Source organism: Odoribacter sp., assembly GCF_985060555.1.
Genome location: NZ_CFKYFN010000026.1, coordinates 66,288 through 88,166 on the forward strand (window position 1 = coordinate 66,288; position 21,879 = coordinate 88,166).

The following is a 21,879-nucleotide window of genomic DNA, read 5'->3' on the forward strand; positions in this document are numbered from 1 at the left end:
TGTGTACTTTAAAATTGGCGATTTTAATTGAGTAGGCACTCTTATTTTTCTAAAATATGTTAGCTCTAAGAGCTAATGCAAATATAATCGTTTTCATATATCAAGACAAAAAAATTCTAAAACTAATCTTATGCGGCAATTATCTGCTGATAAGTTAATTGGAATTTTATATTCCTAAGTAATAGATTGAATCTGCTAAAATCACTAATTTTTCTTGTATTATATCTGAAACAAAACTCATTTACATAGAATTGTAAATGTTCTCTACTTAAATGGTGATATATTCCTATAATACCTCTCTTTAATAAAGACCAAAATCCCTCTATTGTATTAGTACAAATATCACCATCGGCATATTGTCCTCTGCTATGATCTACTGAATAATGTTCATACATTTCTGCTACTTCATTATATCCTTGCCATTCATCAGTATAAAGTATAGCAGCAGAATCAATATATTCTAATATTTTGGGAGTAAGTTCATATTTAGAAGTGTTTTTGATTACTCTGCAAATAACCTTTCCTTTTCTTTGAAGCATACCTAAAACAGGAGTTTTATCAATAAAGCACCTTCCTTGAGAGTTCTTTACTTTCTTATCCCAATGACGATTTTTGTTTTTGCCACCTACAAAAGTTTCATCACATTCTACTTTTCCTTTTAGCTTTCCCTTATTTCTACATATAAAACAGGTTCTGATTTTCTGCAGCATATACCAAGCTGTCTTTTGAGTGACTTGTATATCTCTTGATAGCTGTAAAGATGAAATACCCTTTTTGTGAGAAATAATTAACCATATAGCAATAAACCATTTTCTCATAGGTACTTTTGTTCCTTGAAAGATTGTTCCTATTTTGACATGGAATATCTTTTGAGTGTTTTTGCACATATACCTATGATTTCCTAAATGATAAACTTGTGATTTTTTATCAAAAGGAGAAATAACCTTATTGTGCCAAAGAATATTTTCAAGATAAATAATACAAGATTCATCTGTCGGGAAAGTTTCTAACAATTCCATTAGTGAACGGAATCTTTTCAAATACAACTTCATAAAGAATTACTTTTACTAAAAAATAAACAATAAAATCTATTATTTTTACATTAAAATAAGTAATAATATATTTATTATGTTTACTTTCTCTTTTGCAAAAGTAAGCAAGGAATCTTTAGAAGAAAGTTAAGGAAATAGAAGTCTTGTAAAAAGAAATTAAGAAAATCATATATAAATTTTGTTTTCTTCTTATGATTATTCTATCTTAGCAAAAGAGTATATTAATGAAATTGTTATGAAAGTTTTTAAAATTGGAAATTATATCAAAGTTTTAAAAGGAGAATATAAAGGGCAGATTTTTCAGATAGATGATATATCTATCAATAATGAATTTTTTAAAGTAAGTAATTATAACCTTTCGGGAATTTCTCTTAAACGAGAAGATGTTATATTAGCAACAGAAGAAGAGTTTGACAAATTTAATTCTAATTTACAAAATCAAAGTTTCAGCAGTAGCTTCCTTTCTGAAATATAAAGGATTTAGAAGTTTTTCATATACTTCTTCAGAAAAACATCTTATTTCTTTATCCAATAAAGCTGCAAATACTCTATCATCTTCAAGAGGAAGATTTAATTTTAATGCTATTTCATCAAGCATTCTTTTTACTTGAATTGGGTCTGTTTGTTTTTCCATAATAATATTTAAAAATTAATTTTACCCTAAAATTCGCTTTTTTCAAAACTATATATATCCTATTATAATAATATATAAATCAAATAATTAATTATTATAATTTACTGTAAGGATGTATATAGTTACCTTAATTTTTCACCGAAAATAAGGGCTAATTTTTCTTTAAACGGGAATATTCAGCGGAAAAATCACCTGATGCCTGATATTGATGCGATGGATTATGCTTATAATACTTCCCGGGCTATTCCGTGTTATGATGAAGACGGTTCTTTATTTTATTATGATGCTATTGGTTATGGAGGAAGTAATGTAAGTCATAAACAGTTCAGATATAATATTCTGAATGAAATCAGAAATAGTTCTAATGATTACCGGGGAAGTACTTTAGGGGCGAATCTGACTTTGCGTTACAACATCCTGGAAGACCTGGAGCTTTCCGTTGCTGGAAATTATATGCACAGCAGCACTTTACAGGAGCAATGGTGGGGAGAAAAAAGCCATTATATAGCCCGCTTGAAAAATGCCGAATATGAAGAACTTGGAAAAACGGGAGATGCAGGGAATTGTATTTTACCTTATGGAGGTATACTGAACACCAATAATTCGGAACAAGATTCTTATACTTTCCGGACTCAGGTGGAATTCCGGAAGATGTTCGGGGAAAACCGGCAACATTTGGCGTCTGTGATGGGAGGTTTTGAATTGAACGGAAGTACTTCCAGGAGTATTGCGGATGAGAACAGAGGATTTGTGAAAGAACGGGGATTGCAGTTCATTGACAATGTGAATCTGGAGGATTATCCGCACTACCAGACCTGGATCAATAAAAATCACCGGTCATTGTTACATGGTATCAACCATGAGATTTCGGGTTACCTGACATTAAGTTACAGCTATAAAGATTATTTCACCTTAAATGCCAACGGACGTTTTGATGCTTCCAATAAATTCGGAAGCCGTAGTAATGAAAAATTCCTCCCTATCTGGTCGGTTTCGGGAATGTGGAATCTGAAAGAAACATTTATGAAGCATGCAGATTTTATTTCAAATATGCGTTTAAGGACTTCTTACGGAATACAGGGAAATATGTTGGAAGACCAGAGTCCGAACCTGATACTGAGACAAGGGACAATTAATCCGATGTATAATGAAAATATTTCAACTGTAGCCCGTTATCCGAATCCGAATCTGAAATGGGAAGAAACCCGTCAGTTCAATGTGGAATTGGATCTTTCCTTTCTGGACAACCGCATAGGGATAAACGGAACATTATACCTGAAAAAGACGGAAGATTGTTTTACGACCGTGCAGGTCTCTTCTGTGAACGGGGTACCGGGCCATTCTTATGTCATGAATGGGGGGAACCTGGAAAATAATGGTTATTCTGTCGGTTTGTCCGGAATTCCGGTGAAAACCCGTGACTGGCAATGGAATCTGTATACTTATTTTTCAGGTAACCTGAATAAAGTGCGTTCTCAGACAGTAGAAAAATATACGATAGATTCTTATTTAAACGGAACTGCATTGGTAGATGGAGAGGCGGTCAGTAGTTTTTATTCTTATCGTTTCCTGGGCCTTAATCCTGCGAACGGCATCCCTGTATTTAATGATTATGCAGATCGTATGCATTTACTGGAAGACCGGGAATTGGAAGATATTGTTCTGATGACTATGGAAAAAAGCGGGCAACGGGATCCGATTTTTACAGGTAGTTTGTCGACTTCACTAACCTATAAAAGTCTTTCACTTTCTGTGAATATGTCTTATAGTCTGGGATCGAAAGTGCGTTTATTCAGTCTTTATGAACCGATTTTGAATGGAGTAAGTGCTGAAAAAAATATAAGAAAGGAATTTGTTAATCGTTGGATGGCTCCGGGAGATGAATTGAATACCAATGTTCCGGTGATTTTAAGTCCTTCGGATCCAGATTATTTCAGTTCTCTTGTTCATTTTTCTTCTGTGACGAGTTCAGATATTTCTCACATTCAGCAATTTGCTAATAGTGTGTGGGATATGTACGATAAATCCGATATACGTGTAGTGAGCGGTAATTATTTGAAATGTTCTTCTTTGTCGTTGCGTTATACGCTGAATACCGAATGGTTGAGGAAGACTCCGTTTTCAAATGTGCAATTGAGCCTCAACAGTATGAATCTTTTTACAGTTTCTGCAAAAGCTCTGAAGGGACAGGATCCGTCGCAGGCTGGTTTTGCAAAACCCAATTTGTCGGTAAGGCCTTCGTATACTTTCCAATTGAATGTAACTTTTTAAAAAAACAGTAGAATGAAAAAGAATATATTACTTGTATTGGCTGTGATGATATTGGTTCGCTGTGGCTATCTGGATGACTACTCCCAGGATATGGTCGTGGTGAAATCGGTATCGGATCTGGATGAGGTATTACTTGGAAGTGTATATATACCCAGCAAGGAAGAAGTACAAGATTTAGCTTGGGGAGATATTGGTTGGTGGCTGCATATACTGGACGACGATATCAATACCGTAATTACTGATCAGGCTGAAAACAGAATATGGAATTCAGCTATGAATTCGGCTTATTTCGGTTATACCACCTGGCAAATGGAGGTGGGAAGGAGCTATAAAGGAGATGAGCTGGCTGCAGATAATGCCCTTTGGGATGATCTTTATCGCCGGATCAATGTCACTAATATTATTTTGGATGAAATCGAAGATTTAAATCCGGCTACCGAAGAAGAACGGCTGGATGCTTTGAGAGTCAGAGGGGAAACGCATTTTTTACGTGCACAGTTTTATTTCCTGCTTGTAAACATTTATGCTCAGGCCTACGATCCGGAAAATGCAGAGACAACCCTGGGAATTCCTTTGAAACTGACAGGATATGTAGAGCACGATAAAGACAAGGCTTCTCAGTTTGAACGTGTATCGGTTGCGAAAGTATATGAACAAATCGTGAAAGATCTGAAAGCAGCAGTGGATTATTTTACCCAAAGTCCGCAGACACGTTTATTTTACAGGGCTTCCGGGGAAGCTTCGCTATTACTGTTAAGCCGTGTATATCTTTACATGCAGGATTGGAAAAACGCCTGGCAGGCTGCAGATGATCTGTTAAAAATCAAATCTTCACTGAAAGATTATGCTGTTGTGAAGGATGAAGATGAGGTTATTTCCAGGACCAATCCGGAAATATTGTTTTCTCAGGGCTCATTAAACGTACAAAATGCTTTTACCGGTAATGGCGGTGATTTTTGTATTGCTAACGGATTGTATCGGTTATATGCAGATAATGATTACCGGAAAGAATTGTTTTTTACTCCGGCTTCTTCCAGTGACAGCATAGCATTGGGACGTAAATATAAACGTGGTTTACATCAGTCATATGTTTCGGATTTATTTTTATTACGGATTTCAGAAGCTTACCTGAATATTGCTGAGGCATGTGCGATGCTTGACGATCCCTCAGGGGCGTCGGATTGGTTGAATATTTTCCGGAGAAACAGGATTGAAGGTTGGCAGGATGTAAGTTATGATCAGAACACTGTGATAGAGGAAGTACGGAAAGAACGTCGCAGGGAATTGTGTATTGAAGGGCACAGGTGGTTTGATCTGCGGAGGTATGCTGTGTGTCGGAAAGCTCCTTTACGGAAAGCAATAGAGCGTGTTTTTGCTGTATACGATTGGGATAGTAAAATGAAATTCATGCGTGGAGAAGTTTTCCGTCTGGAAATCGATGATCCGGCTTATGTATTTTCTATTCCTAAATCAGTATTGGAATTTGATACCGATATGCCTGATAATGTCAGACCGATGCGAAGATTAACAGAGGTAATTAATGCAAATTTTGATTGATTATGAGAAGGTTTATATATATATGTTTCTGCCTGCTAATGATAGCGTGCAGTAAGGAAAGTACATTGGAATCCCGGATAAATCTGGATGAATTGTATGTTATACAGGATGATCCTGACGATCCTGTAAAGCATCGGATTTATGAAATTTATGAAACTTATGGGATACCGGTATATTTCAATGATACGATCGGGAGGATATTTTTGAAAACAGACGTCCATGGGCAACCGGTTTATCAATATGAAAAACTGGATTTGGCTTGGGGATACGATAGTTATAAAAAACTGGAATATCATTATCAGTATATAACTGATCCGGAAAAACAATTGGAAGTACTGACCTGGATCGGGCAATACCTGAGAGATGCTGACAAAGCTTTATTCCCTTTTTGTTTTTTTGTCCCGGAATCGGTGACAACTAAAAATTTGGATAACAGGGAGGTGACAGAAGTCGATCAACAGTTTATGATAGGTTTCCGTACGTTAACTATGATTATGGGAAATTGGGAAGGAGAAAATCCCGGGGATATTCTGTTGAATATGAAAAGGAATATGGTAACTCAAAAAATCAAAAATTATTCAGAAGACTTGGCATATTTCAACAAAGTTTCCGATGCGAACTGGTACGGGACAAAGTATTGGTCGGAGGTGGATAATACCATTACTACTTACTGGAATTGTGATGTCTTGAATCCGGATTATACGGGTAGTCTGACCGGGGAGGCTTTGGAAGAGCAACGGGTAGAGGCGCGGGCTGTTACAGGCCGTTTCGGTTTCGTTATGGGAGATGAGTGGGGAGGTGGATTGTTTACTCCTTATGATACCCAGAGAGATCTGGAGTGTTTTGTAAAAGTTATACTGGCTACTGGTTCGGATGAGGTTTTCCGTGAACAATGGGGTACTTATCCCCTGGTCATGGAAAAATATGAGGTGTTGTATGAGATTATTACTGAAAAATTGGGTGTTGAATTGTAAAACGGGTATTATGAAAAAGATCATATATATATTATTCGGAATGTTGGCGTGGTGGTCTTGTGAAGATGAAAATTCTTTGATCGGACCGGAAGGAGTCTTTTCGGAATATACTGATTCAAGGGATGGAAAGATCTACCGTTGTGTGACTATCGGAGACCAGACCTGGATGGCGGAAAATTTGGCCTACCGTCTGCCTTTAGGAAGTGTAGACGGTTGTTATACTTATCGGGAGGAGAATTTGGATACAAACCGCATTGAACCTGCTCGGGCCCTGTTCGATGAGGTTGTACAGAATGCTATAAATGACGGGAAGATCAGTAGCGATCCTTTACCGGAAGTACCTTTTTTTTCCCCGGCATCTTTTGTTATGATGTATCTTGACTACCCTGGTTCGGCAGTGAGTATTGTAAATTTAATTGCTGATATGGTAACGTGGTATCCTTCCATGCAATCCACGGTGGAAACATTAAATCAAATCCTGGCAGAAACTAAAACAAAGACTATCGGTTTGACGGCAGAGGAATATTTTTTGAATGCGGAGGAAGAGAATGACGGATATGCAGAAAAGTACGGTTTGTTGTATACTTATGATGCAGCTCTAAAGGCTTTGCCAGATGGATGGCGTTTGCCGACCGATGAAGACTGGAAAAAATTGGAAACAGAACTTTATATGGACGGCGATGAACTCGGATTATTGGAACAATGGCGCGGGAAACAGGCCGGTATGCTATTGAAGGAAGAAGGTACCGGTTTCAGAATATTGTATGGAGGTACCCGGGCCTATGGAACTTTTGCCTATGGAACTCCTTATATGAATAAAGATATGAATGCTTATTTTTGGTCATCTTCCAAGATTGTGCAGAGTGATTCCGTTCAGACAGGTATTATTCGTGCTGCTTCAAAAGTGTATGAAGGGATTCTGCGGGGAACCTCCAATTTGACGGCGGCTTATAGCGTACGTTGTATAAAAGAATAAGCCGGTAGTATGGAGTTATTCAGATATGTTACAGGAATAATTTGGGATTGTTAATTAATTTAAAAGAAGATTTTATGAAAAAATTGATGTTGGCTTTTGTGCTGCTTTTAGGTGTAGTAGTGAGTGTAAAAGCACAGAGTATATATGGAGATAAAGTAAAAACAGATGTAAAAATGAAATATATTTATTCATTTGAAGAGGCTTTAAAAAAAGCCCGGGAGGTGAATAAGCCTATTTTTGTAAATTGTTTTGCTGATTGGGCTGTGCCTTGTCACGGGATGAACCAACTGGTTTTCAGTGACCAGCAGTTTGCCGACTGGATGGACCGGCATTTCGTAAACCTTTTTATCGATATAACTACGAATGAGGGACGTCCGTTAGCTACCAAATACAATACACTCCAAATGGCCCATTATATTGTATTGGATCAGGACGGAAATTTGATTTACCGGATTGTTGGCGGGCATCAGTTACCGGAATTTCAGGAATTGCTTGCGAAGGCCCTGGATCCGAAAACTACACTGCCGGAAATGAACCGGCGTTATGAAAAAGGAGAACGTAACCTGAAATTTTTACGTGCTTATGCCGATGTTTTAAATACAGCCTCTGAGGATGAGAAAGCTAAAAAAGTGATAGAAGATATTTTTGCCCGTTTAAAGGATAAACAATTGCCGAAGGAAGAGAACTGGAAATATTTTATGCAGAAAATACGGACCAATGAAGATGAATTGTTTAAAAAGCTGATTACCCGGAAAGCTGAGTTTGTGAAAAATATAGGGCAGGAGAAAGTGGATAGATTTATTTCCGGGATTTACTTTGCCAAATTGTTCCCTTATGCCTGCGGAACGACTCCTTATGATGGTAATCTGATGGTAGATCTGGCATTGGAATTGCACAAATGTAATCTACCCGATACAAACGGGGTTTTTGCTTTGTATAATATAACCAAGTATCGGGGAGAAAAGAAGTACGATAAAATGATTGAAGCCATGCGGGCTGGAATTCCGGGATGTCATAAGGAATTGGCCATGAATCTGGATGTGTGTTTGGGGGATATCAAAGGATTACCCAATCAAGAGCGGGATTTGTTGATCGGATACTTGAAAGAACGTTCCAAAGATTTGCAAAGACCTCCTTTGAGCTATTATGAACAGGCTATTTCCAATCTGGAAAACCGGGAAGGTGTCCAATTTCAGGATTTGATTTATGAAGAAGCCTTGAAGAAAGCGGGCAAAGAGGGGAAAATGGTGTTTATGGATTGTTATACCGTTTGGTGTGGCCCTTGTAAGATGATGAATGAACGGGTATTTACACAAAAGGTTGTCGGTGACTATTTTAAAAAACATTTTATTCCTTTGAAAGTAGATATGGAAAAAGGTGAAGGGATTGCTTTACGCAAAAAGTTTGATGTAAATGCATTTCCGACAATGTTTATTTTGGATGCTGAAGGAAATATTGTGGGTAAATTGCAGGGAGCACGGGATACGGATATTTTTTTGAAAGAATTGAAAGAAATTTTGGGAGATGAATAATTTTGGGTCGTTATGTACTATTTTACAGGAAGTTAAGATTTTGTAGAGTTCGTAAAAAATTTAAAAATAATACCTCTTAAAGTTTACTTTTGATGAGGCATTATTTAATGTATCGTGAATGTAAGATTTCTGAAATTACTAAATCCTCTGAAAAACTCAGGGGATTTTTTATGCACAAATCCCAGACTTTCCTAAGCCTGGGATTTGTTATTACTCAAAGATCTTTGTTCCGGTATTAATATTTTGTCCCGACTATTTACGATATGTATACCTCAAACAAAATAGAAGATTTGATATTTTTTTGTTGTTTTTATTTCTCAATCGGTCTGCATCTCTACAGCAAAGTGATCCGCAGCAATATTTCGGTGGCCGACCTGTGGCAGCGGCCCGGAAGTGCCCGAAGACAAAGTGTTTTCGCTCTCCGACTTTGAGTGTTAAGCGGAAAAGCTTCTGGTTCAATCTGATAGAAAAGAATGATTTCCTCTGAAAATGATGTTTTTAGAGAAAATCATTCTTTTTTAATTGTCTCGAAGCATAGATTATCCTATATTTGTCATTCAAGCTGATTTTGCTGAATTTTAAAATATAGGGCACCATGATTATTTCTAAAATCGAATTATTTAACTGGAAAAACTTTCACCGATGTGAGGTTGGAGTGCAAGAGCGGTGCTTTGTTGTGGGAGCGAATGCTGCAGGAAAATCCAATTTTATCGATGCACTTCGCTTTTTGCGGGATGTTGCTAAGCAAGGTGGGGGACTTCAAACGGCTGTGCGGGTGAGGGGCGGTATTACAAAAATACGTTGCCTGGCAGCCCGTGAGCAATCGAATGTAAAGTTGGCTATCGAATTAAGTGAGTCGGATAGTCGGGAGCTGTGCTGGCACTATGAATTGAACTTTAAGCATACGGGAGGAGGAATACGGGAAAATCAGGTAAAAATTGTTTCTGAGAAAGTTTTTTCGGGGAGAGAACAGCGCTATGTACTGGATCGTTCGGCTGAAACCTTGGGAGAGGATGAAGAAACATTGAAATATACTTATTTGGAACAGCCGAATGCCAACAAAGATTTCCGGGTGATTCAGCAATTCCTGCAAAATGTCGAATATCTCAATGTCGTCCCACAAATGGTCCGGGAATCAGCTTCGTCTAGTTATAGCGGGGATAAGGAGGATTATTATGGACGTAATTTTTTGAAAAGACTGGCTTTGTTAAATGATAATACCCGTCGCTCTTATTTTCGGAAAATCAATGAATTTTTGAAATTGGCGGTGCCCCAGCTGGAGGAATTATCTTTTGTTAAAGATGAGATAGGAGTTCCGCATCTGGAGGCACGTTATGTACATTGGAGGACCCGGGGGAGTAAACAGCAGGAAATGCAATTTTCTGATGGAACTTTGAGGTTGATCGGTTTTTTGTTTGCATTGATTGATTCGAACGGAGTGTTATTGTTGGAAGAACCTGAAATAAATCTTCATCCTGGGATTGTGGCCCAATTCCCTGAATTTATAGCAAAAATTCAGCGAGTGAAAAAGGGAGGCAGGCAGGTGTTCATCACTACACATAGTTATGATATTTTGTCGAATGAAGGAATAGCTCCCGAAGAAGTATTGTTGTTGACCAATAGTCCGGAAGGAACTGAAGTGGAAGTGTTGTCAAACGTAGAAAAGGCAAAAAATATTTTGGCAGCCGGTTTCTCTATGGCGGATGTGGTAATGCCATTGACAAAACCCTGGTCGATCGAATCGATGTCTCACATAAAATTAGACTGATCTATGATAGGTGTGTATATTGTGGGAGAAGACGATGTCACCCGGCATGTCATTTACCGGATATTGAGTTATTGTGGTGCCGGGCGGTTTACTGTTTTGATGGAATTACCGGCAAGGGGAGGAGAAATTAAGAATAAAATTCCGAATTTCAATCAATTAGCGATGAAATTTCCGGTTATCTTATTGACGGATTTGGATGCGGATAATTGTGCACCTGAATTAAAGAGAAAATTACTCGGAGGGTTGGAACAGGCGGAGAATTTAGTGTTTAATGTAGCTGTAGATGAAGCTGAAGCCTGGTTAATGGCTGATCGGGATGGATTTGCAAAATATATCTCTGTCGATGTCGATCAGTTACCTTGTGCCGGACTGCAGAAACAAGGAGGAGCAAAAGCCTGTATGGAAATGCAGTTTAGTTGTAAGTCTTCTTATTTTCTGACCCATATTCTGATTCGGGAAAGTTCGGACCAGACGTTGAAAAAACAGTTGATGGCTAAAGGGAAAGCAAGTAAAGGACGGGAATACAATACGGCAATTCTGCCCTTTATCAATGAGTGCTGGGATATTGAATCGGCTATGAGGAATTCGGATAGTCTGTGTCGTATGGTGGGACGTATAAAAGCGTTATTATAATTTATAGATAGTTTGAATATTAGGTAAAATGTTTAAAAAATATTGGAAATTCTTTGTGATCTTTTGGTCGGTAGTGCTGGTAGGCATTATCGGAGTTTTTGTTTTCTTTTGGTTGATATCGGCCGGGAAATTAGGATTTATGCCTACATTCGAAGAATTGGAGAATCCCAATAATCGGTTTGCTTCCGAAGTTTATTTTGCCGACGGGCCTATCATGAACCGTTATTTTGAGAAGGAAAACCGGAAATATATCGAATACCGGGAAATTCCACAATCTGTGATCGATGCGTTGATCGCTACCGAAGATGTCCGTTTTTACGATCATAGCGGAGTCGATGTGAGGGGATTGTTCCGGGTAGCTAAGGGATTACTTACGGCTAATACTTCGGCCGGAGGTGGAAGTACCATCAGTCAGCAATTGGCGAAAATGCTCTTTCCCCGTGAATCCGATTTGAATGTGTTTGAATTGGCGATTCGTAAATTCCGGGAATGGGTGATTGCAGTACGTTTGGAAAAAAGCTATACGAAAGAAGAAATTCTGACCATGTATCTCAACAAATATGATTTTCTGAATCTGGCTGTAGGAATCAGTTCGGCTGCAGATATTTATTTCCAGGTTCCCTTGGATTCGTTGAAAGTCGAACAGGCGGCTATGTTGATCGGGATGGCTAAGAATTCTTCTTACTATAATCCGGTCCGTCGTCCTGAGCTCACTCTAAATCGCCGGAATGTCGTTTTATCTCAAATGTATAAATACGATAAAATCACCCGCGAAGAGTGTGATTCTTTAAAGAAGTTACCCTTGGGATTGAATTTTAAACGGGTCGATCATAAAGAAGGATTAGCAACTTATTTCCGGGAATATCTTCGTTTGTTTATGACTGCGAATAAGCCCGATAGAAAACGTTACAGAGATTTATCACAGTTCAGGCTGGATTCGGTTGCCTGGGAAACCAATCCTTTGTATGGGTGGTGTAAAAAGAATGTAAAAGTAGACGGTTCGCATTATGATTTGTATTCCGATGGATTGAAAATCTATACGACTCTGGATTCCCGGATGCAGAAATATGCTGAAGAAGCCGTACGCGAGCATCTTTCCCAGGATTTACAGCCTTTATTCGATAAAGAAAAAGTGAAAAAACACCGTCCTCCTTTTTCTAACGACATGACACCCACCGAAATTGAGGAGGTGTTGGACCGTTCTATCCGTCAGTCCGAGCGTTACCGGGTACTGAGCAAGCAGGGGATGAGTTTCAAGGAAATCCGGAAAACATTTGACCAGCCTTTGAAAATGCAGGTATTTACCTGGAACGGTATCCGGGATACAGTGATGACGCCCTTGGATTCTATCAAACATTATAAATCATTTTTCCGCTCAGGATTTATGGTCATGCAGCCTCAGACAGGTTATATCAAAGCTTATGTCGGCGGACCGGATTACCGTTATTTTATGTACGATATGGTGAGTGCCGGAAAGCGACAGGTCGGTTCCACCATCAAACCGATCTTATATACCCTGGCTATGCAGGAAGGTCTCGGGCCTTGTGATAAAGTGCCGAATATTCCCCAAACCTTTATCCTTCCGACAGGTGAACCCTGGTCGGCACGGGGAGGTACGAAACGTCAGGGAGAAATGGTTACTTTACGTTGGGGATTGGCCAATTCGGAGAATAATATTTCGGCTTGGGTATTGAAACAATTTACTCCCGAAGCTGTTGCTCAAATGGCCCATAAGATGGGGATTACCAGTTTTATCGATCCGGTACCTTCTGTATTTTTAGGTACTGCTGAAATTACGGTAAAAGAAATGGTGGCTGCTTACTCGATTTTTGCGAATAAGGGTGTATACAATTCTCCGCTGCCTGTCTATCGGATTGAAGATAAATATGGGAATGTACTTCAGGAATTCCGTCCCGAATCCCGGGAAGTCATCACTGAGAATACGGCTTATCTGATGTGTAATTTGCTGGAAGGCGTAGTGACTGGCGGGACAGGTGTCCGTTTGCGTTATAAATATAAACTGATGAATCCGATGGGGGGAAAGACCGGTACCACCCAAAAGCATGCCGATGGTTGGTTTATGGGTGTTACTCCCGACTTGGTCGGTGGCGTTTGGGTTGGAGCAGAAGATCGTTCCATCCATTTCCAAAATCTGGCTAATGGACAGGGAGCTAGTATGGCCTTACCTATTTGGGCTAAATTTTTGCTGAAAGCTTATGCCGATCCCCGATTGAAAATGTCCGACCGTCCTTTCGACCGTCCTGCCGGAATCAATAAGCGTCTGGATTGTGATGAGACGATTTCCGAGGCAGAAGTGAAAGAAATGAATAACGGTATCCGGGAAGATGAGGAAGAATTTTATTAATCGGATTATAAGTTGATATGGTAAAGTCGAAAACAATATATGTGTGCCAGAATTGCGGGGCGAAAGAGACTAAGTGGACCGGGCGTTGTAATGTTTGCGGCGAATGGAATAGTTTTGTGGAAGAAGTCGAGGTAACTTCGAAAAGCCGGGGGAATGCAGTAATAGGTAATCCTTCCTCCAAAGCGTTGCGTTTGTCTGAGATCAAAGTGAATGCAGATGTTCGGATGGATACCGGAGATAACGAGCTGAACCGGGTATTGGGAGGAGGTATGGTTCCGGGATCGATGATTCTGTTAGGTGGTGAACCGGGTATCGGTAAATCGACTTTAGTATTGCAGTTCGCTCTTCATAACCGTTGTGGAAAAGTGTTGTATGTATCCGGTGAAGAAAGTATTTCGCAAATAAAGATGAGAGCTCAGCGTTTAGGAGCCGAAAACGACGAATGTCTGTTCCTTTCCGGAAATTCTTTGGAAATGGTCTTGCAGCATGCACGTGCTATTTTGCCCGATTTATTGATTATCGATTCGATACAGACTTTAGCTACCGAAGCTGTAGACTCTATTCCCGGTAGTCTGTCTCAGATTCGTGAATGTACCAATACCTTACTCCGTTTTAGCAAAGAAAATACGATTTCTACTATATTGATCGGCCATATTACGAAAGACGGCCAATTGGCCGGTCCTAAGATATTGGAACATATGGTGGATACTGTTCTGCAATTTGAAGGTGATCAGCAATATATGTACCGTATTTTACGTTCGATGAAGAACCGGTTCGGTTCGACTTCCGAAATCGGGATTTATGAAATGTTGCAATCAGGATTGAGGCAGGTCACCAATCCTTCCGAACTACTTTTGTCCAATCATGATCAGGAATTGAGTGGAATAGCGGTTTCTGCTACTGTAGAGGGCGTGAGACCGATTTTATTGGAAGTACAGTCTTTGGTGTCGACAGCCGCTTACGGAGTTCCTCAGCGCTCTGCTACGGGCTTTGATTCGCGTCGCTTGAATATGCTATTGGCAGTGCTCGAAAAACGGGTCGGTTTTAAATTGGCTGCTAAAGATGTTTTCTTGAATATTGCCGGTGGTATCCGGGTGAGTGATCCGGCACTGGATTTAGCCGTAGTCATGGCTGTTTTGTCGTCGAATATCGATGCAGCTCTTCCGGCAGATACGGTTTTTGCCGGAGAGGTCGGGCTTTCAGGTGAGATTCGGGCTGTCAGTCGCATCGAACAGCGGATATCGGAAGCTGAAAAACTAGGTTTTAAACGAATCTTTGTGCCCTTGGGAAATAAAAAAGGATTTACCCGCAAGGCGACTCATATCGAAGTGGCATTCGTTTCCAGAATAGCGGACATCTGCCGCAGTCTGTTCGGGTGATTCGGGAAAGTTCAGCGATCACAGCGATCATCTGCCCTGAAGCGGGAATAAGCGAAATGTTTTACAAAAATTGCAGATCTACCGAAGACCTGTCCTAATAAATATTCCTCGGATCAAACGATCCGAGGAATATTTATTAAATGTCATTATACCTATTGCGTAGGCATCGAGCTTATCCCATATATGACTTTCGTTATTTGGAAATTATTGGGGGCAGCCCAATAATCCGGCCAAGCTTGTCTGTATGTTTCGAGTTGTTCGTCAGGAACATATATTCTATAGCTGGCATTGGTGACTGTCCAGCCGTCTGCTACGGGAAAAGCACCTTTCCCCAAGGTAGCCGGAGTCTCATCCGGACATAAGATCGTTTCCAATGCAGAACATCGATTGAATGCGTTTGTACCGATTCTTTCGAGTTGTGTTCCGAGAATTACTTTTTTCAATGATGAACATTGACTGAAAGCTTTATCATCAATCACGGTAACTGCATCGGGAATTGTGATCTCTTCCAAGAGAGAACAATTTATAAAAGTATTATTAGATATTCTTTTTAGTGATTCCGGCAATTTGATATTTTGTAATTTAGAGCATTGCTCAAATGTATTGGAGGGTAATTCTTCAATATTGGCCTGAATATCGGCCGAAATCAATTCGGCGCATTTACTAAATACAGCCCTATCCAATGAGACAACACTTTTCGGTATGGTAATTCGGGTCAGTTTTGAATACCCGAAACAAGTATTTCCAATTGATTTTAAAGTATTCGGTAATTCAATTGTTTCTATGCTGCTCTGCTGAAAAGCGACACCCTCTATTATCTCGATCCCTGAAGGTAAGACAATGCTTATTATTTGGTCTTCATAGAGGAATGCACCGTCGTTCACCCGTTCGACCGTTCCGGTATAAGCCCATTTACCCTCTTTGGTATTTTTGTCGTATGTACATTGCTCGTCAAGAAACGTGCAGTTTTTACCCCCGAAACGAGGGCCATATGCACCATTATTCCACCCAAGTTGTTGGTGTGCCGTATATTCGATATACTTCATCTGTTTGACAACCAGTTTTCGCATTATGGTGCGTTCGTCGTCTGAAGCGAATACCAGTATCCCGCTTTCCGGTTCGCTGATCGCTGCCGGATCGTCGGGAGCGGAAACAGAGATTTTCTTACCGGTTTTATCTACCGTGACCTTGTATCCGCTGTGCGAAATGCATGCGATGGAAATTTGTACGTTCAAAGGATTCGTCAATTCGTAGTTTACTACTGCCGTTGTACCTGCGCTACAGTAAACCGTCATCTCTTTCACTTTGTCGGTTCCCGAGACGAACAAAAGGTCGAATTTGTCTTTGTAGTAGGGCAGTTTTATCTGTTCGCCGTTTTCAGACAGTGTCAGAACGAGATAATCCGGATCGGAATTGTCAACATCGCTGAACATCGAATCTCCGTTCTGGCCGGGATCGCCCGTAGCCCGATCCAGTTTCGTCCACATTTGTCCCCCGTCGTAAGAGATATACCAATAACCGTCTTCCCTGATCTCCAACTTAGGGGTGATGCCGTTATCGCCTTTGTTTCCGTTATCGCCTTTGAGGGATTCCAGCCATTCTTCTTCGGTGCCCCGATAACCATTTTCGACCGCCAGTTCATAGGCCGATTTGCCGTCGTTGCCATTACTTCCGTTGAGCGATGCAAGCCATGCTTCGAGCGTGCCCCGGTAGCCTTTCTCGACTGCCAGTTCGTAGGCCGATTTGCCGGCCATACCTTGTGCCATGACCCGATCCCCACGGTCGTCCGTCAGCCATTCACCGTCGAACGTCCAATAATAGATGCCGCCATCCTGTTTGATCCCGATCACCGGCGCCGTACCTTGCTGGCCGTCTTTTCCGTGGTATATCGTTACAGGACCGCTTTTGATGAAGGTGATCGTGTAGCCGATCGTTTTCCCGTTTTCTACTACCGGGGTTACACCGGTCACGTAATCGTTGCCCTGCAATGCTTCTACGATCAGTTGAAGGGAGGTTATATTGGTGTTCATCCGGCTGCACAACTCTTCGAGCGCGGCCAGACGCGAATCTATATACTCGCTCTTGTTCCATATGGCGATTTCGTCGTACTCCGTACAGGAAATCAACGACAATAAGCCAAAAATCATACAAGTTATTATCTTCTTCATGACATTTCCAGATTAAAAATTAATTCCCATTCTAACGATGAAACAGTGGTTCCTGACATGTTTGTATCCTACTTTGTGGTTATCTTCCCCGTACATCGTGTCGGTTTTGTCGATATCGATAAGTCCTGTATGGTAATCCGCTCCGATAATGAAGCGACCGAACGCAGCATCGACCCCGCACGAAACGCCCATGTCGTGGCGCGAAAATCCACCTTCTTTTTTAAAGATGGAGATTTTTTCATCTTCAACCTCACGTTTCCCGCCTATACCGACTGCGTAATATAATCCTGCGAACGGTATAAATGCGAAATGTTTTCCTAACGCGACGGTGTAGTCGATACCCACAGGGATCTGTATGTAATTCATCGTGGTACGACTGTCGTCGAATCCGTTGACCTCGTATCCTTTGTTTATAAAGCTCACTCCTGTTCGCAGGTAGAACGGCAGTTGCCGGCTAAGCCTGACCCGGTCGGTTACGCCGATTTCGTAACCCGGTTTTGCCGATGAGGTCAGTCCGTAAGAGGTGATCCACGAGGTACAGTATCCAGCGTGTACACCGACGGTATTTGCCGGATACGAACGTACCGGCTTTATATCGACGGTTGTCGGTGTAGAAGTTGCAGGATGGGCTATTTCCTTATCCGCAGGTGCTTTGGTCAGGATAGTTTGTAAAGACTCGGTGTTTTCGGCTTTGTATGATGGAGCCGCTTCAGGTTGTTTTTCGCAGTTTTTCTCTACGACATGCAGATAGAGCGTGATATTGACGCTGTTGCGCAGATCGGGAAAGAAGTGCTCCAACATATAATTATACGGTTTACCTTTCTGCAAATCCATCAACTGCTTTTTACGGCCGTCGACGATGTGTCCCTTGTCATCGTAAATCCATAGCGGAGTATGGTCGAGAATGTCCAATACTTCGTTACGTCCTGCCATGTCGGATGCTACGACTTGCTCCCGTAGCATGTTCCATGCGACACCTTCGGCGTGATGTTCGATCAGATGGGGAGGAACGTTTCCTTCGCGGACAAGATAGGCTTTCAGCTCTTCCGCCCGCCGGGCCGCCAATTGTTCGTTTGCCTGCACCGCTCCGTCGGGAGAGGCATATGAACGGATGACGATCTTTTCTACACGGTCGTTTTTTAATGTCGCGCCGATCGAATTTAAGAAATACTCCAGCTGTGACCGATTGTCCCGGAATGAAGGATCGACATTACGGTACCCGCGGCGATAATAGATTTTTATAGAATCCGCCGCTTCCTGTGCCTGCACGCTTCCAATGGTCAATGCACAGGTAAATAGAAAGAATAAGATTTTTTTCATTCGACATTCAAATATCATCGGATTAATACTTCTAACCAACGATAAACTTGGATGTTATCCTTTGTATCTATCTTGTTTAAACGTTCCTCTGAACGCCTCGGACGAATAATACATGGTATAAAACCATATAACGGCACATATGGGCAATCATAATTCTTTGATTATAAAAATATTATATATTAATCTTGTACATATACTAAAAACGATATAAATTTGTAGTTGAAAACCAACGTTTTAATCAACGTATAAACACATAAAGGAGGATAGTTATGGCGGCTTTCTGTCAAATCGAGCGGGAATCCGGTGATATACCCGAATTTCCGTCATTTCTTAAGCATTGATTTGTTTGTTTTTAAATCGACTGATTCTAAGTTGTTCTTTTTTGTCCAGCGCCTTCTGGACAGATGGGTATTTCATCCTGAATTTGGCAAATGTATCGCGCGAAAGATCGAAATGTTTGCAAATATCGCTTATGGACTTCCCCTTATTAAGCATCGTAATAACGACCTGTCGATTCTTGATCAGTACGTTCATCTTGGTATAGCTACCGTGGCGCCGTCCCAAAACCATTCCCTCCGCACGCCGTAGTGCCAACGCTTCGCGTGTACGCATAGAGATAAGGTTACGTTCGATCTCCGCCACCAGTCCGAAAGCGAAACACAGAACTTTGCTGTTGATCGTGTTGTCGAACGAGTAGCCTTCCTTGGTCGTATAAAGATTTATTCCCCTTTCCAGACATTTGCCCATAATCGCCATGATATCCGTGAGCGTCCGGCTCAGACGCGAAATTTCCGTGACGATCAGTGTGTCGTCTCGTTTAAGTCGGCGTAACAGTACGCCCAGTTTGCGGTCGCGTTCGCTCTTTTTGCCGCTGGCAACTTCTGTGACCCAATGATTGACGATGAGTTGTTTACTTTCGGCAAAACGCCTGATTTCATCCTGCTGGTTGGCCGGATGTTGTTTTTCCGTGCTGACACGTAGATAACCTATTATCATGATATTAATAATTTTAACTGAGGCAACATCACCTCGTCCGGTAAAATTAGTCGTATGCTACGGGTTTCGGGATACATTAGTGCCGGATATAAGAAATCCGGGTTATTGGTTGGCTGGAGTCATCATTATAATTCGGCCGTTTCCTGAATCGTTCCGGGACATGATTGTTAGTTAAAACAACTTGCTTAAATAGTAGAAAAACAAGCATAAAAAGAAAACCACCTACGAAAGTAGGTGGTTTATTCTCAGTGACCTCGGAGGGGCTCGAACCCTCGGCCCATTGATTAAGAGTCAATTGCTCTACCAGCTGAGCTACGAAGTCATCATTTTGTCGCATACGGATGAATTCCGTTTTGCGGGTGCAAATATGCAACAATATTTTTAATTCTGCAAGAATAAACGGAATTAATCTTCTTTGATGTTGTGGTAAACGTTGGTTACGTCATCATCTTCATCCAGTTTGTCCAGAATTTTATCAACTTCTGCTCTTTGTTCAGGGGTCAATTCTTTCGTATCGGTAGGGATACGGGTGAATTCTCCGCTGACGATATCGTATTTATTTTCTTCCAGGTATTTTTGGATATTTCCGTAAGCATCGAACGAGCCATAGAGATTGATTACTCCATCTTCGTCTTCGAAGATTTCATCTACTCCGTAGTCGATCATTTCCAGTTCGAATTCATCCGGATCGAAATTTTCCGGTTTATTGATTTTGAATACACACTTCCGGTCGAACATAAAGTCGAGTGAGCCGGTCGTTCCTAGCGAACCCCCGAACTTGGTAAAGGCATGGCGTACATTCGCCACGGTCCGGGTGTTGTTGTCTGTAGCTGCTTCTACAACGATGGCAATGCCATAAGGTGCATATCCTTCATAAGTGATTTCCTTGTAATCAGAAGTATCTTTAGAGATTGCTCGTTTGATAGCCCGTTCTACATTTTCTTTAGGCATATTTTCAGCCTTGGCATTCTGAATCAGAATACGAAGACGGGTATTGTTTGCTGGGTCGGGGCCACCGGCTTTTACGGCAATATCGATTTCTTTTCCGATTCTGGTAAACGTACGGGCCATATTACCCCATCTTTTCAATTTGCGTGCTTTGCGGTATTCAAACGCTCTTCCCATAATATATTTTATTTAATTCCTTATTTTGTTGATATTTATGAGGCGCAAAGTTATATTATTTCGGTCAAAAAGTGAAAACTAAAAACTAAAAAGTATCTGTTAATCCCAGTTTTTTAGTTTGAGAAGATGATAATCAGAAAATTCACTGCCTGGGTTTTCCAGATAATAGATCATGGCCCGTTTCGTCCGGTGGGGTAATTGGCTGAATAACAGATCTAATTTTTCTTTATTTAATAAGTTATTACACAAGTCTATATAAAGAATATCCCTGCAATGGTTCAAACAAACGGAAGTCAGGTGATTGAATGAACAATACAAAGATTGAAGCTTAGGGCATAAAGAAAGGTCGAGGGTTTCCAAAAGATTATAGGAAACATTCAATTGCATCAACTTTGGATTGGAACTGAGATCCAGGGTTTGTAAATTATTGGAATTGCAATGCAACTCTTCCAATGCCGGACATGAGGAAAGATCCAGTTCCTTCAATTCATTGATCGAACAGTTCAGATATTCCAAAGAAGGACAATGTTCGAGTTGTAAATCGACTAAATTTAACCGGCTGACATTCAGATTTGAAATCCGGTGGCCTGAAATTTTGATATGAAACAGTCCTTCTTGCTGATAGTGATGGACGATGTTGAAGTATTGTTTTTCTTTCAGAATTGAACTTGTTCCGTCTCCCCAGTCTATAGACAGATCACTGGCATATATTCCTGCCTTAAAGGGGATATTTGCATAGCTGATAAAGTGGATGTGGAATTCTTCCGCACTAATATTCATTTTAATCGTAGTTTAGTTCTAAAAAAAGCGTGTTCCGAGTGTCTGTCAGAAGGGTACCGCCAAGCACCTAAAAGCAAAACACAACAGCCCACGCTTATGCATGAACATTACATTTTATTCTTGCTTTTGTTCAAAATTGGCGGTTTCTCTGACAAGAATAAAATAACGACTAAATTCTATATTTCCCTTCTCTAAGGAATGTGACAAACATAATAAAAAATAAGAATTAAATAATCGTCTGTAACCTATTTCTGCATTTTTATGGACTGTTGTTTTGCTTTTAGTCTTTATTCATAAATTCATAATTACGCGTACATACACTGTTTTATTTGTTTAATGTAAAATATAT

17 protein-coding genes and 1 tRNA gene are annotated in these 21,879 nt (G+C 40.6%); 10 read left to right on the top strand and 8 right to left on the bottom strand.

Annotated elements, in window-relative coordinates; all coding sequences use genetic code 11:
* Window positions 1-128: 128 nt before the first annotated feature.
* A complete protein-coding gene (locus AC5RDS_RS03290) occupies window positions 129-1,052 on the bottom strand; it encodes an IS1595 family transposase (RefSeq protein WP_046403263.1) in 924 nt (307 codons plus the stop codon).
* A 235-nt stretch (window positions 1,053-1,287) separates the two neighbouring features.
* Here AC5RDS_RS03290 and AC5RDS_RS03295 point away from each other — a divergent pair, with 235 nt between their 5' ends.
* Entirely contained in the window at window positions 1,288-1,527 is a 240-nt protein-coding gene (locus tag AC5RDS_RS03295) for a hypothetical protein (RefSeq protein ID WP_140398600.1), read from the top strand.
* Here the strand turns inward: AC5RDS_RS03295 and AC5RDS_RS03300 are convergent.
* On the bottom strand, window positions 1,483-1,686 hold the full coding sequence (locus AC5RDS_RS03300) for a hypothetical protein (RefSeq protein WP_140398599.1): 204 nt from the start codon (window positions 1,684-1,686) through the stop codon (window positions 1,483-1,485). The two genes, AC5RDS_RS03295 and AC5RDS_RS03300, sit on opposite strands and share 45 nt — an antisense overlap.
* 195 nt (window positions 1,687-1,881) lie before the next feature.
* On the opposite strand from AC5RDS_RS03300, the gene AC5RDS_RS03305 reads away from it, so the two are divergent.
* The 9 genes from AC5RDS_RS03305 (at window position 1,882) to radA (ending at window position 15,141) form a co-directional block, all read left to right on the top strand.
* On the top strand, window positions 1,882-3,957 hold the full coding sequence (locus tag AC5RDS_RS03305; protein ID WP_494222207.1) for a TonB-dependent receptor domain-containing protein: 2,076 nt from the start codon (window positions 1,882-1,884) through the stop codon (window positions 3,955-3,957).
* Between the two features lie 12 nt (window positions 3,958-3,969).
* Complete coding sequence (locus AC5RDS_RS03310) at window positions 3,970-5,514, top strand: RagB/SusD family nutrient uptake outer membrane protein (protein ID WP_046404399.1); 1,545 nt, start codon at window positions 3,970-3,972, stop codon at window positions 5,512-5,514.
* Between the two features lie 2 nt (window positions 5,515-5,516).
* Window positions 5,517-6,488, top strand: a complete 972-nt coding sequence (locus AC5RDS_RS03315) for a hypothetical protein (RefSeq protein ID WP_013612921.1) — start codon at window positions 5,517-5,519, stop codon at window positions 6,486-6,488.
* Window positions 6,489-6,498: 10 nt separating this feature from the next.
* Window positions 6,499-7,464, top strand: coding sequence for a fibrobacter succinogenes major paralogous domain-containing protein (locus AC5RDS_RS03320; RefSeq protein ID WP_147348198.1), 966 nt, complete (start codon window positions 6,499-6,501; stop codon window positions 7,462-7,464).
* A gap of 74 nt (window positions 7,465-7,538) precedes the next feature.
* Window positions 7,539-8,996 (top strand): thioredoxin fold domain-containing protein, encoded by a 1,458-nt coding sequence (locus AC5RDS_RS03325; RefSeq protein WP_118102585.1) that lies wholly within the window; start codon window positions 7,539-7,541, stop codon window positions 8,994-8,996.
* Between the two features lie 595 nt (window positions 8,997-9,591).
* Window positions 9,592-10,764, top strand: a complete 1,173-nt coding sequence (locus AC5RDS_RS03330) for an AAA family ATPase (protein WP_013612925.1) — start codon at window positions 9,592-9,594, stop codon at window positions 10,762-10,764.
* A 3-nt stretch (window positions 10,765-10,767) separates the two neighbouring features.
* Window positions 10,768-11,397 (top strand): hypothetical protein, encoded by a 630-nt coding sequence (locus tag AC5RDS_RS03335; protein ID WP_013612926.1) that lies wholly within the window; start codon window positions 10,768-10,770, stop codon window positions 11,395-11,397.
* 28 nt (window positions 11,398-11,425) lie between these two features.
* Window positions 11,426-13,762, top strand: a complete 2,337-nt coding sequence (locus AC5RDS_RS03340; RefSeq protein WP_337778774.1) for a transglycosylase domain-containing protein — start codon at window positions 11,426-11,428, stop codon at window positions 13,760-13,762.
* A 17-nt stretch (window positions 13,763-13,779) separates the two neighbouring features.
* Window positions 13,780-15,141 carry a DNA repair protein RadA gene (gene radA / locus AC5RDS_RS03345; RefSeq protein ID WP_013612928.1) on the top strand — a complete coding sequence of 454 codons (1,362 nt, stop codon included), beginning with the start codon at window positions 13,780-13,782 and terminating at the stop codon, window positions 15,139-15,141.
* A gap of 152 nt (window positions 15,142-15,293) precedes the next feature.
* On the opposite strand, the gene AC5RDS_RS03350 is transcribed toward radA, so the two are convergent.
* The 6 genes from AC5RDS_RS03350 to AC5RDS_RS03375 all read right to left on the bottom strand — a co-directional run bounded on the left by AC5RDS_RS03350 (window position 15,294) and on the right by AC5RDS_RS03375 (window position 21,530).
* A complete protein-coding gene (locus tag AC5RDS_RS03350) occupies window positions 15,294-17,309 on the bottom strand; it encodes a leucine-rich repeat protein (protein WP_118102581.1) in 2,016 nt (671 codons plus the stop codon).
* 12 nt (window positions 17,310-17,321) lie between these two features.
* Window positions 17,322-18,629 (bottom strand): outer membrane beta-barrel protein, encoded by a 1,308-nt coding sequence (locus tag AC5RDS_RS03355; RefSeq protein ID WP_195457628.1) that lies wholly within the window; start codon window positions 18,627-18,629, stop codon window positions 17,322-17,324.
* 330 nt (window positions 18,630-18,959) lie between these two features.
* Window positions 18,960-19,625, bottom strand: a complete 666-nt coding sequence (locus AC5RDS_RS03360) for a recombinase family protein (protein ID WP_046405451.1) — start codon at window positions 19,623-19,625, stop codon at window positions 18,960-18,962.
* 249 nt (window positions 19,626-19,874) lie between these two features.
* Window positions 19,875-19,947 (bottom strand) — tRNA-Lys (locus tag AC5RDS_RS03365).
* Window positions 19,948-20,030: 83 nt separating this feature from the next.
* Window positions 20,031-20,750: a YebC/PmpR family DNA-binding transcriptional regulator gene (locus AC5RDS_RS03370; protein WP_013612932.1), complete on the bottom strand. Its 720-nt coding sequence runs from the start codon at window positions 20,748-20,750 to the stop codon at window positions 20,031-20,033.
* A gap of 99 nt (window positions 20,751-20,849) precedes the next feature.
* Entirely contained in the window at window positions 20,850-21,530 is a 681-nt protein-coding gene (locus AC5RDS_RS03375) for a leucine-rich repeat domain-containing protein (protein WP_013612933.1), read from the bottom strand.
* Window positions 21,531-21,879 lie beyond the last annotated feature (349 nt).